The organism is Curtobacterium sp. VKM Ac-1376, from assembly GCF_015351025.1.
GTDB lineage: Bacteria > Actinomycetota > Actinomycetes > Actinomycetales > Microbacteriaceae > Curtobacterium.
Map to the genome: position 1 here is coordinate 157,584 of NZ_JADKRV010000002.1, position 15,212 is coordinate 172,795.

At 70.6% G+C, this 15,212-nt stretch carries 15 protein-coding genes and 4 tRNA genes; 15 read left to right on the forward strand and 4 right to left on the reverse strand.

Annotation, left to right across the window (positions count from 1 at the left end; translation table 11 throughout):
• Nucleotides 1-58: 58 nt before the first annotated feature.
• The 4 genes from ITJ56_RS03615 to ITJ56_RS03630 all read left to right on the forward strand — a co-directional run bounded on the left by ITJ56_RS03615 (nt 59) and on the right by ITJ56_RS03630 (nt 4,600).
• The gene (locus tag ITJ56_RS03615) at nt 59-850 is read left to right on the forward strand and encodes a demethylmenaquinone methyltransferase (protein ID WP_194627746.1); all 792 of its coding nucleotides are present in this window, start codon (nt 59-61) and stop codon (nt 848-850) included.
• A 32-nt stretch (nt 851-882) separates the two neighbouring features.
• A complete protein-coding gene (locus tag ITJ56_RS03620) occupies nt 883-1,959 on the forward strand; it encodes a polyprenyl synthetase family protein (protein WP_194627748.1) in 1,077 nt (358 codons plus the stop codon).
• Between the two features lie 86 nt (nt 1,960-2,045).
• On the forward strand, nt 2,046-3,419 hold the full coding sequence (locus ITJ56_RS03625; protein WP_194627750.1) for an FAD-dependent oxidoreductase: 1,374 nt from the start codon (nt 2,046-2,048) through the stop codon (nt 3,417-3,419).
• 5 nt (nt 3,420-3,424) lie between these two features.
• Nucleotides 3,425-4,600 carry a heparan-alpha-glucosaminide N-acetyltransferase domain-containing protein gene (locus ITJ56_RS03630; protein ID WP_194627752.1) on the forward strand — a complete coding sequence of 392 codons (1,176 nt, stop codon included), beginning with the start codon at nt 3,425-3,427 and terminating at the stop codon, nt 4,598-4,600.
• 45 nt (nt 4,601-4,645) lie between these two features.
• On the opposite strand, the gene cls is transcribed toward ITJ56_RS03630, so the two are convergent.
• Both cls and ITJ56_RS03640 read right to left on the reverse strand, forming a co-directional pair.
• Entirely contained in the window at nt 4,646-6,106 is a 1,461-nt protein-coding gene (gene cls, locus ITJ56_RS03635) for a cardiolipin synthase (protein ID WP_194627754.1), read from the reverse strand.
• A gap of 37 nt (nt 6,107-6,143) precedes the next feature.
• Entirely contained in the window at nt 6,144-6,632 is a 489-nt protein-coding gene (locus ITJ56_RS03640) for a YajQ family cyclic di-GMP-binding protein (RefSeq protein WP_194627756.1), read from the reverse strand.
• A gap of 197 nt (nt 6,633-6,829) precedes the next feature.
• Here ITJ56_RS03640 and ITJ56_RS03645 point away from each other — a divergent pair.
• The 5 genes from ITJ56_RS03645 (at nt 6,830) to ITJ56_RS03665 (ending at nt 9,432) form a co-directional block, all read left to right on the forward strand.
• Nucleotides 6,830-6,914: transfer RNA gene (locus ITJ56_RS03645), tRNA-Tyr, on the forward strand.
• 82 nt (nt 6,915-6,996) lie between these two features.
• Complete coding sequence (locus ITJ56_RS03650; protein WP_194627758.1) at nt 6,997-7,824, forward strand: inositol monophosphatase family protein; 828 nt, start codon at nt 6,997-6,999, stop codon at nt 7,822-7,824.
• A 146-nt stretch (nt 7,825-7,970) separates the two neighbouring features.
• A complete protein-coding gene (locus tag ITJ56_RS03655) occupies nt 7,971-9,161 on the forward strand; it encodes a peptidoglycan DD-metalloendopeptidase family protein (RefSeq protein ID WP_194627760.1) in 1,191 nt (396 codons plus the stop codon).
• A gap of 93 nt (nt 9,162-9,254) precedes the next feature.
• A tRNA-Thr gene (locus tag ITJ56_RS03660) sits at nt 9,255-9,326 on the forward strand.
• Between the two features lie 32 nt (nt 9,327-9,358).
• Nucleotides 9,359-9,432, forward strand: a tRNA-Met gene (locus tag ITJ56_RS03665).
• 221 nt (nt 9,433-9,653) lie between these two features.
• Here ITJ56_RS03665 and ITJ56_RS03670 read toward each other — a convergent pair.
• Nucleotides 9,654-10,052, reverse strand: coding sequence for a hypothetical protein (locus tag ITJ56_RS03670; RefSeq protein ID WP_194627762.1), 399 nt, complete (start codon nt 10,050-10,052; stop codon nt 9,654-9,656).
• Between the two features lie 129 nt (nt 10,053-10,181).
• Between ITJ56_RS03670 and ITJ56_RS03675 the strand changes: the two genes are divergently transcribed.
• The 3 genes from ITJ56_RS03675 to ITJ56_RS03685 are packed head-to-tail and all read left to right on the forward strand — an operon-like array spanning nt 10,182 to nt 12,084.
• Nucleotides 10,182-10,631, forward strand: a complete 450-nt coding sequence (locus tag ITJ56_RS03675; RefSeq protein ID WP_194627764.1) for an FAS1-like dehydratase domain-containing protein — start codon at nt 10,182-10,184, stop codon at nt 10,629-10,631.
• Nucleotides 10,628-11,053 carry a MaoC/PaaZ C-terminal domain-containing protein gene (locus ITJ56_RS03680; RefSeq protein WP_194627766.1) on the forward strand — a complete coding sequence of 142 codons (426 nt, stop codon included), beginning with the start codon at nt 10,628-10,630 and terminating at the stop codon, nt 11,051-11,053. Before ITJ56_RS03675 ends, ITJ56_RS03680 begins: the two co-directional genes overlap by 4 nt.
• A gap of 2 nt (nt 11,054-11,055) precedes the next feature.
• Nucleotides 11,056-12,084 carry a UDP-N-acetylmuramate dehydrogenase gene (locus ITJ56_RS03685; RefSeq protein WP_194627768.1) on the forward strand — a complete coding sequence of 343 codons (1,029 nt, stop codon included), beginning with the start codon at nt 11,056-11,058 and terminating at the stop codon, nt 12,082-12,084.
• An 82-nt stretch (nt 12,085-12,166) separates the two neighbouring features.
• On the opposite strand, the gene ITJ56_RS03690 is transcribed toward ITJ56_RS03685, so the two are convergent.
• Nucleotides 12,167-13,393, reverse strand: coding sequence for a pyridoxal phosphate-dependent aminotransferase (locus tag ITJ56_RS03690; protein WP_194628184.1), 1,227 nt, complete (start codon nt 13,391-13,393; stop codon nt 12,167-12,169).
• Nucleotides 13,394-13,545: 152 nt separating this feature from the next.
• On the opposite strand from ITJ56_RS03690, the gene ITJ56_RS03695 reads away from it, so the two are divergent.
• The 3 genes from ITJ56_RS03695 (at nt 13,546) to nusG (ending at nt 15,107) form a co-directional block, all read left to right on the forward strand.
• Nucleotides 13,546-13,618 (forward strand) — tRNA-Trp (locus tag ITJ56_RS03695).
• A 35-nt stretch (nt 13,619-13,653) separates the two neighbouring features.
• Entirely contained in the window at nt 13,654-13,917 is a 264-nt protein-coding gene (secE, locus tag ITJ56_RS03700) for a preprotein translocase subunit SecE (protein ID WP_371830607.1), read from the forward strand.
• A gap of 134 nt (nt 13,918-14,051) precedes the next feature.
• On the forward strand, nt 14,052-15,107 hold the full coding sequence (gene nusG, locus ITJ56_RS03705) for a transcription termination/antitermination protein NusG (protein ID WP_194627770.1): 1,056 nt from the start codon (nt 14,052-14,054) through the stop codon (nt 15,105-15,107).
• Nucleotides 15,108-15,212: the final 105 nt, after the last annotated feature.

Genomic DNA, 15,212 nt, shown 5'->3' on the forward strand with positions numbered 1-15,212 from the left:
CCCGCCTGGTCGCTGCGAGTCCGGTGATCGCTCGGTCCGGACCTCTAGGATGGATCGGGTGAGCAGAGCGGACCTGAACAAGCGGCCGGACGAGGTTGCGGCGATGTTCGACGACGTCGCGGCCAAGTACGACCTCACGAACGACATCCTCTCGGCGGGCAACGCCCCGCTGTGGCGTGTCGCGACCGTCCGTGCCGTCGATCCCCAGCCGGGCGAGAAGATCCTCGACATCGCGGCGGGCACGGGGACGAGTGCCGCTGCCTTCGCCAAGAAGGGTGCCGAGGTCACCGCACTCGACCTCTCCGCCGGCATGATCGCCGTCGGCCGCGAGCGCCACCCCGAGATCATCTTCGTCGAGGGTGATGCCGAGCAGCTGCCCTTCGACGACGACACGTTCGACGCCGTCACGATCTCGTTCGGGCTGCGCAACGTCAACGACCCGAAGCAGGCGCTCGCCGAGATGCTCCGCGTCCTGAAGCCCGGCGGCCGCGTCGTCATCTGCGAGTTCTCGACGCCGCCCCGTGCGCTGCTGCGGTTCGGCTACGGCACCTACCTGAAGCGCGTGCTCCCCGGCATCGCGCGGCTCTCGAGCAGCAACCCCGCCGCCTACCGCTACCTGGCCGAGTCGATCGACGCCTGGCCCGACCAGCAGGTGCTGACCCAGTGGCTCCGGGGCGTCGGGTTCTCCCTGGTGGCCTACCGCAACCTGACCGCCGGTATCGTCGCACTGCACCGCGGTCGCAAGCCGGTGGCGGACACGGTGCGCGAGTCCGCGGCCCGCCGTGCGAAGGCGCGACGCGACCACCAGAACACCGGCGAGCAGCCGCGCGTCGACCCGGCCGGCGACTGACCGGTCACCCCCACCCGAAGACGGAGCAGCACTTGAATCCGAGCGTCCCGGTCGCGCGTCGCGCGCCGAGCCTCCGCGCCTCGCTGGGCATCGGCGAGCGGTTGTTCGCCACCCCTGCCGACCGGCGCTTCATCTCCGCCGTGGACGACGGGCTCGAGCTCGTCGAGCAGGGGCTCGAGGACGCCATGCGCTCCACTGACACCCTGGCCGACACGACCAGCCGGTACCTGCTGTCCGCCGGCGGCAAGCGCATCCGCCCGACGTTGACCCTGCTCATCGCGCAGCTCGGTGACGGCGTGACCGACGCCGTGGTCAAGGCCGCCGTCAGCATCGAGACCACGCACCTGGCCTCGCTCTACCACGACGACGTCATGGACGAGGCTCCCGTCCGGCGCGGCGTCCCCGCCGCCCAGATCACCTACGGCAACAACGTCGCGATCCTCACCGGAGACCTGCTCTTCGCCCGCGCCAGCCTCATCACCGCCGACCTCGGTACCGAGGGCATCCGGATGCAGGCGGAGACCTTCCAACGCCTGTGCATGGGCCAGCTGCACGAGACCACCGGCCCGCAGCCCGAGGACGACCCCGTACAGCACTACATCCAGGTGCTCAGTGACAAGACGGGTTCGCTCATCGCGACCGCCGCCCGCGCCGGCGTGATGTTCTCCGGCGCAGACCGTTCCTACCTCGGAGCCGTCGGGACGTTCGGCGAGAAGGTCGGTGTCGCCTTCCAGCTCGTCGACGACGTCATCGACCTGGCCCCGGCCACGGACAAGACCGGCAAGATCGCGGGCAACGACCTGCGCGCCGGCGTCGACACCCTGCCGGTCCTGCAGCTGCGTCGGATGGCCGCGACCGACCCGTCGGCCCACGACCTGGTCGAGCGCATCGAGCGCGACGTCAACGGTGCCCCCGACGAGGCCGTCGGCTCGGCCCCGTACCAGTCCGCGGTCGCCGCACTGCGCGAGCACGAGGCCACCGCGGCGACGCGGGCGGTCGCCGTCACCTGGGCGCGCCAAGCCGTCGACGCCCTCGACCCGCTGCCCGACGGCACCGTGAAACGGGCGCTCACCCGGTTCGCCGAATCCGTCGTCGACCGCAGCCGCTGAACAACCCCTCCCGACACGGCGCGCCCACCGCAGCCGGACGGAAGGCCCCCGGGAACCCCCACCCGAACGAACTGGAGACGATCACAGTGCCCACCCTCCGACTCGCCATCGTCGGCGCCGGCCCGGCTGGCATCTACGCCGCGGACATCCTGCTGCGCGAGGCCCACGGCTACGACGTGTCGATCGACCTGTTCGAGCAGCTCCCCGCACCCTACGGTCTGGTCCGCTACGGCGTCGCCCCGGACCACCCGCGCATCAAGGGCATCATCAACGCCCTGCGCGACGTCCTCGACCGCGGTGTCGTCCGGCTGTTCGGCAACGTCCGCTACGGCGAGGACATCACCCTCGAGGACCTCAAGAAGCACTACAACGCCGTCGTCTTCTCGACGGGTGCGATCAAGGACGCCGACCTCGACGTCCCCGGCGTCGACCTCGACGGCTCGTACGGTGCAGCCGAGTTCGTGAGCTGGTTCGACGGGCACCCGGACGTCCCCCGAACCTGGCCGCTGAACGCCGAGAGCGTCGCCGTGATCGGTGTCGGCAACGTCGCCCTCGACGTCTCCCGCATCCTGGCGAAGCACGCCGAGGACCTGCTGCCGACCGAGATCCCGGCGAACGTCCACGAGGGGCTCAAGGCATCACCCGTCACGGACGTGCACGTCTTCGGGCGCCGCGGCCCCGCGCAGGTGAAGTTCACGCCGCTCGAGCTCCGCGAGCTCGGTGAGATGCGCGACGTCGACATGGTCGTGTACGACGAGGACTTCGACCACGACGAGGCCTCGAAGACCGCCATCGCCACCAACAAGCAGGTCATGGTGATCAACCGCGTGCTCGAGCAGTGGCGCACGCGAGAGGTCGGTCAGGCGAGCCGCCGACTGCACCTGCACTTCTACGCGAAGCCGGTCGAGTTCGTCGGCGACGAGCAGGGCAAGCTGACCGCCATCCGCTACGAGCGCACCCGCCCGAACGGTGAGGGCGGCGTCGAGGGGACCGGCGAGATCCGCGAGATCCCGATCCAGGCCGCCTACCGCGCGGTCGGGTACTTCGGCTCACCGCTGCCCGGCGTCCCGTTCGACGAGCGACACGGGGTGATCCCGAACCACGAGGGCCAGGTCCTCGACGACGACAACCAGCAGATCCCCGGTGTCTACGCAACCGGCTGGATCAAGCGCGGCCCGGTCGGCCTGATCGGACACACGAAGTCCGACGCGATGGAGACCGTCCAGCACATCGTCAACGACCAGGCGAGCTGGTGGACCCCGGAGGATCCGTCCGACGCCGCGATCCCCGCCCTGCTCCGCGAGCGTGGTGTCGAGTACACCGACCTCGAGGGCTGGCACAACCTGGACACCCACGAGCAGGCCCTCGGCGCGCGCGACGGTCGTGAACGCATCAAGGTCGTGCCCCGCGACGAGATGATCGACGTCTCGCTCGGACGCGCCGACGAGCCGACGAGCTGACCGCGATGACCGGCCCGCGCCCCGCCCCGCCCACCGCGGAGCGGGGCGCGTCCGTCATCGGCGCGCGGCTGCAGGGCGTCGACGTCGCGCGCGCGGTCGCGTTGCTCGGCATGATGGCCGCCCACGTCGGCGGCGTCGCGGACCAGCTCGAGTGGACCGATCCGGCCACCTGGTCCGCCGTGGCACACGGTCGTCCGTCCGCCCTGTTCGCGGTGCTCGCCGGCGTCTCGATCGGCCTCACGAGCGGTCGGACCGCTCCGCCGGCGCCACCGACGATCGGACGCGTCCGCGCACGCCTGGCGGTCCGCGCCGCGGTGGTGGTCGCGATCGGGTTCGTCCTGATCGCCCTCGACACCCCGGTGTACGTCATCCTGCCGACCTACGGCGTGCTGTTCCTGCTGGTGGTCCCCGTGCTCCGACTCCGTCCCGCGCCGTTGCTCGGCATCGCGGCCTGCGCCGCGGTGCTGTCGCCGATCGTGGCGACCGCGATCGCTCCCGCCTACGCGGACGCCGGCATGGTCGGCGTGCAGCTCGGCCTGGTGTACCCCGTGGTCACGTTCCTGGCGTACGTCCTGGTCGGACTGGCGGTCGCCCGTTCCGGCCTGGGCCCACGCCGCCGGTTCCCGGACGACGCGCCAGCGGCGTGTGGGCCGTGCCGGTGGGGAGAGGCCCGGGGCCGGCAGGTCGCGCTCCTCGCGTCCGGTGCGCTGGTCGCCGCCGCCGCGTACGTCGTCGGCGCGGTCCTCGCCCCGCTGCCGGACGACGCGGCCCTGGCGTTCCCGGGGGTTCCGTACGCGGGGGCGAGCAGCACGCCCGCCGAAGCCCTCGCCCAGCTGTTCCTGTCGCCGCGCGACCACTCGTCGTCGATCGTCGACGTGATCGGTTCCGCAGGGGTGGCGGTCGCGGTCATCGCACTCTGCACGCTCGTGTTCGACGGTCGCGGCCGGATCGCCGAGCGGATCGCGTTCCCGCTCGCCGCGGTCGGCTCGATGCCGCTGACGATCTACTCGGGGCACCTCGTGGTGATCGCCCTGCTGCCCGCGTACCCGGGGTCGGCCGAGGCGTGGGGGTGGTTCGCCCTCGGCTCGGTGGTCTTCGCGATGCTCTGGCGGCGGTTCCTCGGCCGGGGCCCGCTCGAGCGCGTGGTCGGGGCACTGGCGTCCCTCGTCCCGATGCGCTGAGCGTGCTTGGCGGAGGCGATCCGCGCCTCCCGAACGCCCGGTGCGCTACTGCAGCGCCGCCGTCAGCCGCGCGACGTTGTCGAGCACCTGCGACCGACGCGGCCGGTCGAGCCACGCGTCGAGCGTGAGCTCGAAGCTGTGCTCCTTGTAGGCGTCCTGCACCTCGCGCAGCGCTTCGACGAAGCGGCGCCCGCGCACCATGACGGACACCTCGAGGTTCAGGCTGAACGACCGCATGTCCATGTTGCTCGAGCCGATCACCGACACCTCGTCATCGATCGTGAAGTGCTTCGCGTGCAGGATCGTCGGTGCTCGGTACAGCCAGATCCTGACGCCGGCGCGCAGGAGTTCCTCGTAGTACGAGCGCTGCGCGTGCCACGTCATCGTGTGGTCGCCCATCTCGCCGACGAACAGTTCGACCTCGACCCCGCGCTGGGCCGTCGTGGTGATGGCGTAGAGCATCGAGTCGTCCGGTACGAAGTACGGCGACGTGATCGAGACCTTCCGCTGGGCCGAGTAGAGCAGCGCGTTGAAGAGGCGGAGGTTGTTCTCGCCGTCGAAGCCCGGGCCGGACGGCACCACCTGGCAGTCGAGGGCGTCGCCGCGGTCGGCGCGCTGCACGGGGTCGCTCTCACGCAGGAGCAGCTCGTCGGTCTCGCTGTACCAGTCGGTGACGAACAGGGCGTTGAGTCCGGCGACGACCGGGCCCTCGAACCGGGCGAACAGGTCCTTGTAGACCATGCCCTTCTCGACGTGCGCCTTGATGTCGTACGACGCGTCGATCAGGTTCTGTGACCCGGTGAACGCGACCGAGCCGTCGATGACCATGATCTTCCGGTGGTTGCGCAGGTCGGGGCGCTGGAACTTCCCCTGCAGCGGCAGGAGCGGCAGCATGAGGTGCCACTCGAGGCCGGCGCCGTCCATGAACGCGAGCGTGTCCCGGTAGCCGGGGTAGCCGCGGCTGGCCCAGTGGTCGAGCAGGAACCGGACCGTGACCCCGCGGGCCTGGGCGCGGGCGAGCGCCTCGAAGAACGGGCGCGTCGTGTCGTCGAGGGTCGCGATGTAGAACTCGACGTGCACGAACCGGCGCGACTGGTCGATCGCCCTGGTCATCTCGGCGATGGACCCCTCGGAGTCGGGGTAGAGCTCTGCGGAGTTGCCACCGACCAGGGGCATCGAGCCGAGCTCGCGGTTCAGCTTCGTGATGCTCTCGAGCCACAGCGGCCACGGGTGGTCGCGGCGTACGCGTTCGATGCCCTCGGTCTGCTCGAGGATGTAGGCGTTGATCTCGGTCTGCTTCTCACGGCGTGCGCGCGGCAGCTTCGTCGACCCGATGACCAGGAAGACGATGAACCCGATGTAGGGGATGAGGAAGATGGCGAGCAGCCAGGCGGTCGCGGTCTGCGGCTTCCGGTTGATCGGGACGTAGATGATCGAGAAGACGCGGATCGCCAGGTCCAACAGGACGAGCAGGACGGTGATCGCGACGCTGAGCCAGTGCTCCACGGGGTGCCGGTGTCGGGTGTCGTTCAGGCGCCGCGCGTCAGCGGAAGTTGATGAACTGCAGCGGCACGTCGAACTCTTCACCCTTGAGGAGCTGGATCGTGTTCTGCAGGTCGTCGCGGCTCTTCGAGGAGACGCGGAGCTCGTCGCCCTGGATCTGGCTCTTCACGCTCTTCGCGGCGTTGGCCCGCAGGAAGGCGCCGATCTTCTTCGCGACGTCCTGCTCGATGCCGTTCTTGAACTTCACCTCGATGCGGTACTCCTTGCCCGAGGGGTACGGGTCACCGGCGTCGAGGCTCTTCAGGCTGATGTTGCGCTTGATCGCCTTGCTCTGCAGCACGTCGAGCACGGCCTTCGCCCGCTCTTCGGAGTTCGCCTTGATGAGGACGTCCTCACCGCTGAAGGCGATCGAAGCGTCGGCACCCTTGAAGTCGTACCGCTGCTCGATCTCCTTGGCGGCCTGGTTGAGGGCGTTCTCCGCCTCCATCTTGTCGACCTTGCTCACCACGTCGAAGGAACTGTCTGCCATGCGGGACAGCCTAACGGCGGACTGGGCCCACGTCGCCGGTACCCGGATGCCGCGCCAGCGGCGTCCGGGCCGTGCCGATGGGGGGAGGGCCGGTTCCGGCCGCGTGGAGCGGCTCGTGGTGGTCACGACCACCGTCCCGGATCCGCTATGCTCTTGTGCGCGCCTTCGGTTGGTGATCACACCGGCTGGGTGCGCATGGCAAGTTACCCAAGCGGCCAAAGGGATCTGACTGTAAATCAGCCGGCGTAGCCTTCGGGGGTTCGAATCCCTCACTTGCCACCAGCACCGAGAACGGCCCCGTCCATGCGGACGGGGCCGTTCTCGTCTCCGGACGCGCTTCCTCCCTTTCCGGGAGGATGGTCGCATGGCCGACCTCACCCCGTCCCAGTTCGCCGACCTCGCCGAGTCGATCGCCCGCGACGCAGCGGCCCTGGCCGCACGGCGGCGCGCCGAGGGCGTCGAGGTCGCCGATCGGAAGTCGAGCATCGTCGACGTGGTGACCGCCGCCGACCGGGAGGTCGAGGCCCTCATCCGCGCCCGCATCGCCGAGGCCCGCCCCGACGACGCCTTCCACGGTGAGGAGTCCGGCTCCGCCTCCGGTGCGTCCGGTTTCACGTGGGTGGTCGATCCGATCGACGGCACGGTCAACTACCTGTACGGCAGCGCCGAGTACGGGGTGAGCGTCGGCGTCGTGCGCGGTGCCCCGGACCCGATGACGTGGGAGCCCGTCGCCGGGATCGTCGTCGCCCCCGCCACCGGGACCGTCTTCCGAGCGGCGGCCGGGCAGGGTGCGACGCGCGACGGGGTGCCGCTGTCCGTCGGGTCGCCGGCCTCGCTCGCCGAGACGCTCGTCGCCACCGGTTTCGGGTACACGGCCGACCGCCGTCGGGAGCAGGTCCGCGTGCTCGCTGGCCTGATCGGCGAGGTGCGCGACATCCGCCGCGGGGGAGCAGCGTCGCTGGACTGCTGCGCGGTCGGAGCCGGGGTCGTCGATGCCTACTACGAGCGCGGGATCAACCCGTGGGACATGGCGGGCGGGGCGCTCGTGGCGCAGGAGGCCGGGGCGTCGATCCGGATCTGGGAGGCCGGCGGCACCCGGTCCTTCCTGTTCGCGAGCCCGGCGGTCGCCGACGAACTCGAGGCTCTGGTGCGCGGCCTCGAGACCGACGCGCTCGGCGCCCTCCACGCCTGACGACCCGCCGGCCCCTCGGCCCGGGGTGCCCGACGGACGGGTCAGGACTGGCGACGTGCGGCGACGTTTGCTAGCGTGCTCAGGTCCCGTTATCTGCTCGTTACCATCGAGCGAGCCCTTCCCCGATCAGGATCGCCACCGCACGCATGCCGCATTCCCCTCTGTCGTCCGCTCCCACCGACGGTTCCGTCGACGCCGCCACCCCGGTCGTCCACCTGACCCGACGAGCTCGGATCGAGGCGGAGCGCGCAGCGGCCAAGGGCTCGACCACGCTGTCGGCGCAGACCCCGGCGTCCCCGTCCTTCGACGACGTGGTCGGGCCGGCGACGCCGATGACCCCGGCGGCCCCCGTCTCGCCCGTCGACTTCGCGCCGGCCTCGCCCGCGCGGCCGGCGTCCCGGATCGCCACGCCGCCGGCCCCCACCTCGCCGATCGTCCAGGCCGTTCCGGCCCGTACGTCCGCGCGCGCAGCCGCGGCCGCACCGTCCGTCCCGCAGCGGCGTCGCGTCTCCGGCCAGGTCCCCGCGTCCCGCCGTCGGGCTGCGGGCGCCACACGGGCCGCGGCGGCGACCGCCCCGGTCGACCGCGCGACCCGGCACATCGCCGCGTCCTCTCCCCGGACGATCCCCGCCCCGAAGCAGGGCGCCTCGTTCCGCCGAGCGGCCTCGCGTGTCACCGCCGTCGGCGCACTGCTCTTCGTCGCCGGTCTCGTCGTCTCGACGTCCCTGCCCGCGCAGGCACTGTGGGTGCCCGAGTCCGGTTCCACTGCGGCGCGTTCGAGCGCGGGCGGTGCGACCCAGTCGATGAGCGTCGGTGCCTCGGCAGACGGTTCGACCGCGCGCGACCAGTACACGGTGTCGGACGCCACCCAGTACGCCAACGTCGACTCGTCGAGCTTCACGAACGACCCGACCGGCACCATCCAGTGGCCGTTCCTGACCGGGGTCCCGATCACCTCGGGCTTCGGCGGGCGCCAGGTCGCCGGCTGCTCGTTCTGCTCGACGAACCACATGGGCGTCGACTTCGCTCCCGGCGAGGGCACCCCGATCGGCGTCATCGCCGCCGGCACCGTCATCAAGGTGCAGGCGAACGACGGCGGCTTCGGCAACGACGTCTGGGTGGAGCACGACGTGGACGGCAAGCAGTTCGTCAGTGTCTACGGCCACATGGAGGACAACTCCTTCAAGGTGGTCACCGGCCAGCAGGTCGAGGTGGGCGACGTCCTCGGTCTCGTCGGCAGCACGGGCAACTCCACCGGTCCCCACCTGCACCTCGAGGTGCACGTCGACGGGGTCCCCGTGGACCCCCTCGCGTGGCTCAAGGCCAACGCGAACTAGCGGTCGACGACGCGGCACGCCCGGGCGTCGTCACCGGTTCCGGAGCCGTGTCGGAGTTCTGCTATCCTCGTGTGGTGCCGTTCGCGGCACATCGCCCCGATAGCTCAGTGGTAGAGCACCTCCATGGTAAGGAGGGGGTCGTCAGTTCAATCCTGACTCGGGGCTCCGACCCGGTGCGCGTGTCGCTCCGGATCTCTGGCGGGGTAGCTCAGTTGGTTAGAGCACACGACTCATAATCGTGGGGTCGCGGGTTCAAGTCCCGCCCTCGCTACCGCAAGCCCGGCGATCTCCTCGCCGGGCTTTCGTCGTTCCCGGCACCACTCGGCGGTGCACCGAAGCGCGGGACCCCGGCGTCCCTCCGAGACGCCGCCTCGTGCGTGAGGCGCTCCCTCGTGCGTGAGACGCCGCCTGGTGGGTGAGGCGCCGCCGAACACCGCGGCGTCTCACCGGCACCACGGCGTCCTCCGAACACGACGGCGTCGTGCGAACGCGCTACCGCGTCCGGTGCGATCCCGTGTCGGTACGGACCGCGAGCACCCCGGCCGTGCGGAACGCGCTCTCGATCGCGGCGGTGACCTCCTGCCAGTCCGCTCGACGGCGGTTCGCGCCGATGCTGCCGCCCGACACCGCCGTGACGTGGCCAGCCCGCCGCAGCGTGATCGTGGTGGACGCGCCGTCGACGGTCATCGACAGCTCGTACCGGCGGTACTCCCGCGACGGGTGCGCGAGCGCCCCGAGCAGGATGGTGAGCAGCCGGCTGCCGGCGGTCGCGGTGAGCGTGCCGCCCGTCGACTCGACGTGGTGGCCGGTGCTGCGGAGCGCCGCGCCGGCGACCTCCATCGCGGTGCAGCGGTCGCCCGTGTGCACGGCGAACTCCGTCGCGGTGTCCATCGGCCCTCCCCGTCCCGAACGAACTCGTGCCGTGGCACGCGCCGATTCCCCCGAACCGGACGAGGTCACTCTATCCGATGCATCCTCACGGACGGCAGGCCCCAAGACGGGCGTCGGTACACTGCCGTGGTGTCAGTGAACCCCGAGCTCGTCGGCAGGACGTTCCCGCCGGCCCTGCCCTACCTGGTCGGCCGCGAGAAGGTGCGCGAGTTCTCGCGTGCGGTGTTCGCGACCAACCCCGTCCACCACGACCCCGAGGCCGCGCGTGCCGCCGGCTACGACGACGTGGTCGCTCCGCCGACCTTCGCGGTCGTCGTGCAGGAGGCCACACTCGCGCAGCTCCTCAACGAGCCCGACGCCGGCATCGACTTCTCCCGGGTCGTCCACGGCGAGCAGGCCTTCACCTACGACCGGCCGATCGTCGCCGGTGACGAACTCACCGCCACGTTGACGGTGACCAGCGTGAAGACCCTCGGGGGCAACGCGATGGTCACGGCCCAGAGCATCATGAACGACGCCGCGGGGGAGCACGTCGTCACGGCGACCTCCACCCTCGTGGTCCGAGGAGACGACGCATGACCGCCGCACCCACCACCGCGCTCGAGGTCGGCACCGTCGTCGCCCAGCGTGACGTGCACATCACCCGCGATTCGCTCGTCCGGTACGCCGGTGCCTCCGGGGACTTCAACCCGATCCACTACCGCGACGACGTCGCCGCGACGGTCGGGCTGCCCGGCGTCCTCGCCCACGGCATGCTCACCATGGGCATCGCGGTGCAGCCCGTGTCCGAGTGGCTCGGCGACAGTGGCTGGGTCGCGGGCTACGGCGTCCGTTTCACCCGCCCCGTGGTCGTCGACCCGAAGGACGGTGCCACCGTCGGCATCATCGCGAAGGTCGGCACCGTCGACGACGACGGTCGCCCGGTGCGCATCGACCTCACCGTGACCGCCGCCGGGCAGACCGTGCTCGGCAAGGCGCAGGTCACGGTGGTGTTCCGCTGACCGTGTCGGAGCCGGTGCTCGCCGACCTGACGACGCTCCGCGTCGGTGGTCCGGCAGCCCGGTTGCTCACGGCCACGACGACCGATGAACTCGTCGTCCACGCATCCGAGGCGTTCGACGACCACGAGTGGCTCGTCCTCGGCGGCGGCAGCAACCTGCTGGTCGCCGACCAGGGCTTCGACGGCACGGTCGTGCTGGTCCGCACCACCGGCCTCGACGCGGACCGCGATGCCGACGGCGTCACCGTCCGCGTCGCCGCGGGGGAACCCTGGGATCCCTTCGTCGCCACGACCGTCGCGAACGGCTGGACCGGCCTGGAGGCCCTCAGCGGCATCCCGGGCACCGTCGGTGCGTCTCCGGTGCAGAACATCGGCGCCTACGGGGTCGAGCTCTCCGACGTGCTCACCCGCGTCGAGTTCCTCGATGCGGCCACGGGTGAGCGCGCGTGGGTGCCAGGAGCCGAGCTGGCGCTCGGCTACCGCACGTCGACGCTCAAGCGCGGCCGACGCGGTGTCGTGCTGACGGTCGAGTTCCGGCTCGGTCTGGCAGGGGAGCACGGCGTGCCCGTGCGGTACGCGCAGCTGGCCGGTTCGCTCGGCGTCTCGCTCGGTGCCCTCGTGGCGCCCACCACCGTCCGCGACGAGGTCCTCCGGCTCCGAGCCTCGAAGGGCATGGTGCTGGACGCCGACGACCCCGACACCTGGAGTGCCGGGTCGTTCTTCACGAACCCGATCGTCTCCCAGGCCTTCGCCGAGACCCTGCCCGCCGAGGCTCCCCGCTGGCCGGCCGGCTCCGACGTGAAGCTCAGCGCGGCCTGGCTCATCGAGCACGCCGGTGTCCACCGCGGGTACGCGGTGCCGGGGTCGCGCGCGGCGATCTCGTCGAAGCACACGCTCGCCCTCACCAACCGCGGCGGCGCGACGGCAGCGCAGGTCGCCGAGCTCGCCCGCTTCGTCCAGGTGACCGTCCTGAACCGATTCGGTGTCTCGCTCGTTCCGGAACCCGTCGTGGTCGGGGACCTGGTCGGCTGAAGGGGCGCGCACGACGCCCCACGGGCCTCCCGGAACACCGACGGGCCACCTCGATGAGGTGGCCCGTTCTGCGTGGTCGGGACTAGGAGAAGAACGTCGCCAGGCGCGCGACGCCCTCGGCGATGTCGTCGTCACCCAGGGCGTACGACAGGCGCAGGTACCCGGAGGGACCGAAGGCCTCACCGGGCACCACGGCGACCTCAGCGTGCTCGAGGATCAGGTCGGCGAGCTCGAGCGTCGTGGTCGGCGTGCTACCGGCCCACTCTCGTCCGAGCAGCTCCGTGACGTCCGGGTACACGTAGAAGGCGCCCTGTGGGGTCGGCGTCGTGAAGCCCGGGATCGCGTTGAGGCCGTCGACGATCGACTTCCGGCGGCGGTCGAACGCCTCGCGCATGGCGGTGACGGGTTCCTGCGGGCCGGTCAGCGCGGCGATCGCGGCGCGCTGCGAGACGTTCGAGACGTTCGACGACAGGTGGGACTGCAGGTTCGACGCGGCCTTGACGGCGTCGATCGGCCCGATGAGCCACCCGACGCGCCAGCCGGTCATCGCGTAGGTCTTCGCGACGCCGTTGACCAGGATCGCGGTGTCGGCGAGGGCGGGCACTTCGTGCAGGATGCCGGAGAACCGGACGCCGTCGTACACCAGGTCCTGGTAGATCTCGTCGCTGATCACCCAGATGCCGTGCTCGAGCGCCCACTCGCCGATGGCCCGGGTCTGCTCGGCTGAGTACACGGCGCCGGTCGGGTTCGACGGCGAGCAGAACAGCAGTGCCTTCGTCTTCGGCGTGCGGGCGGCCTCGAGCTGCTCGACCGTGACGAGGTAGTCCTGGTCGCTGCCGGCGAAGACCTCGACGGGCTCGCCGCCGGCCAGCCGGATCGCCTCGGGGTAGGTGGTCCAGTACGGGGCGGGGAGCAGGACCTCGTCACCGGCGTCCACGATGGTCTGGAAGGCCTGGTAGACGGCCTGCTTGCCGCCGTTCGTGACGATGACCTGCGACGGGTCGACGGTGATCCCGGACACCCGTGCGGTCTTCTCGGCGATCGCCCGCTTCAGTTCGGGCAGGCCGGTGGCCGGCGTGTACCGATGGTTCTTCGGGTCCTGCGCGGCCTGGACGGCAGCGTCGACGACGTGCTGTGGCGTCGCGAAGTCGGGCTCGCCCGCGGCGAACGAGATCACCGGTCGTCCTGCGGCCTTGAGCGCCTTCGCCTTCGCATCGACCTTGAGCGTCGCGGACTCCGCGATCGCCGCGATGCGGGTCGCGATGCGCTGCCGATCGGTCGGGGCGGGGGCGAGGGTGTCGACGGACACGGGGGCGGTGGACTCGGGGCCGGGGGCTGCGGTGCTCACGGGTGCCAGCCTATCGGCGCGGCACGCCGTGGCGGGGGCCAAGTGGACACCGTGTGACGGACTCCCGTACACTCGACCACCGGAACACGGAACGGTATCGGGCCGTGTCTCGAAGGGCGGTGGCTCAATTGGTAGAGCAGCGGTCTCCAAAACCGCAGGTTGCAGGTTCGAGTCCTGTCCGCCCTGCAACTCTGGAAGGGTAAAAGTTGGCGAGCAAAGACATGGAGACGACGGCGGACGACGTCGTCGCCAAGGCGAAGCAGGACCGGGCCGAGCGCCGCGGACCCATCGCTGCCATCGTGCTCTTCATCCGCCAGGTGATCGGCGAACTGCGCAAGGTCGTGACGCCGACCCGCAAGGAACTCTTCAGCTACACGGGCGTCGTCCTCGTGTTCGTCGTCGTCATGATGATCCTGGTGTCGATCCTGGACTTCGTGTTCGGACTCGGCGTCGGGTACGTCTTCGGCAACGGGCCCACGGCCTGACCCGGACGTCGGCGGCCGTCCGCGGCCGCCCCGAGGAGTACGGTCGCCCGAGACGGCGTCGATCGTGACGGCGTCGACCAGGACCACGACCGCACGCCACCCCGACCCGAACCACCGAACGGAAAGAACCGACTGTGTCTGACAACTCCCGCGATGACATCGACCTCGCGACGGCTGCCGAGCAGTCCTCCGAGGTCGAGGAGAACCAGGAAGGCGACGTCGAGACCGGCGAGGGACGCTCCGTCGAGTCCGCTGAAGAGCGTGCGATCTCGATCGAGAGCGACGACGACGAGTCGCTCGGCCTCAGCTCGGAGCCCGACGACGGCAGCGTCGACGCCGGCCTCGATGAAGCACTGACCGCCCTGCAGGAAGCCCGCGACCCCGAGGCAGACGCTGTCGTCGACGACGCGCTCGAGATCGACTCCGCCGACGAGGCCGAGGCCGCCGTCGAGGCCGTCGAGGACGAGGAAGAGGTCGAGCTCGAGACCGAGACCGCCGCGGAGGCGAACGAGACGCTCGCCGCCGACGAGGCACTCGACGCCGAGGACGACGAAGACGACGAGCCCGCCGAGGTCGACCCGTACGAGGCCTTCAAGGCCGAGCTGCGGATGAAGCCGGGCAAGTGGTACGTCATCCACTCCTACGCCGGCTTTGAGCGCCGCGTGAAGTCGAACATCGAGAACCGCATGGTCTCGATGTCGATGGAGGACTACATCTACCAGGTCGAGGTCCCGATGGAGGACGTCGTCGAGATCAAGAACGGTCAGCGCAAGCTCGTCACGCGCGTCCGGATCCCCTCGTACGTGCTCGTCCGCATGGACCTCAACGAGGACTCGTGGTCCGTCGTCCGGCACACTCCCGGCGTCACCGGCTTCGTCGGCAACGCCCACAACCCGACCCCGCTCCGTTTCGACGAGGCGTTCGGGATGCTGAAGTCCCTCGTGCAGGTCGCAGAGGCCGCCCCGACCAAGGGTGGCGCGAAGGGCAGTGGGTCGCTGCAGGCACAGCCCGCGGCCGAGGTCGACTTCGAGGTCGGCGAGACGATCACCATCAAGGAAGGCTCGTTCGCGGGTCTGCCGGGTTCGATCTCCGAGATCAAGCCGGAGAGCGGCAAGCTCACCGTCCTCGTCTCGCTGTTCGAGCGCGAGACCCCGGTCGAGCTCAGCTTCGACCAGGTCACCAAGCTGTAGCGCTCAGCGCAGACGAACACAGCCACATCCACTACACTGAACGGGTTTTGGCCCGCACGCCTCGTGCGTGTGGGCCTTCACCGCTGTCCGGAACGGCCGGACCAG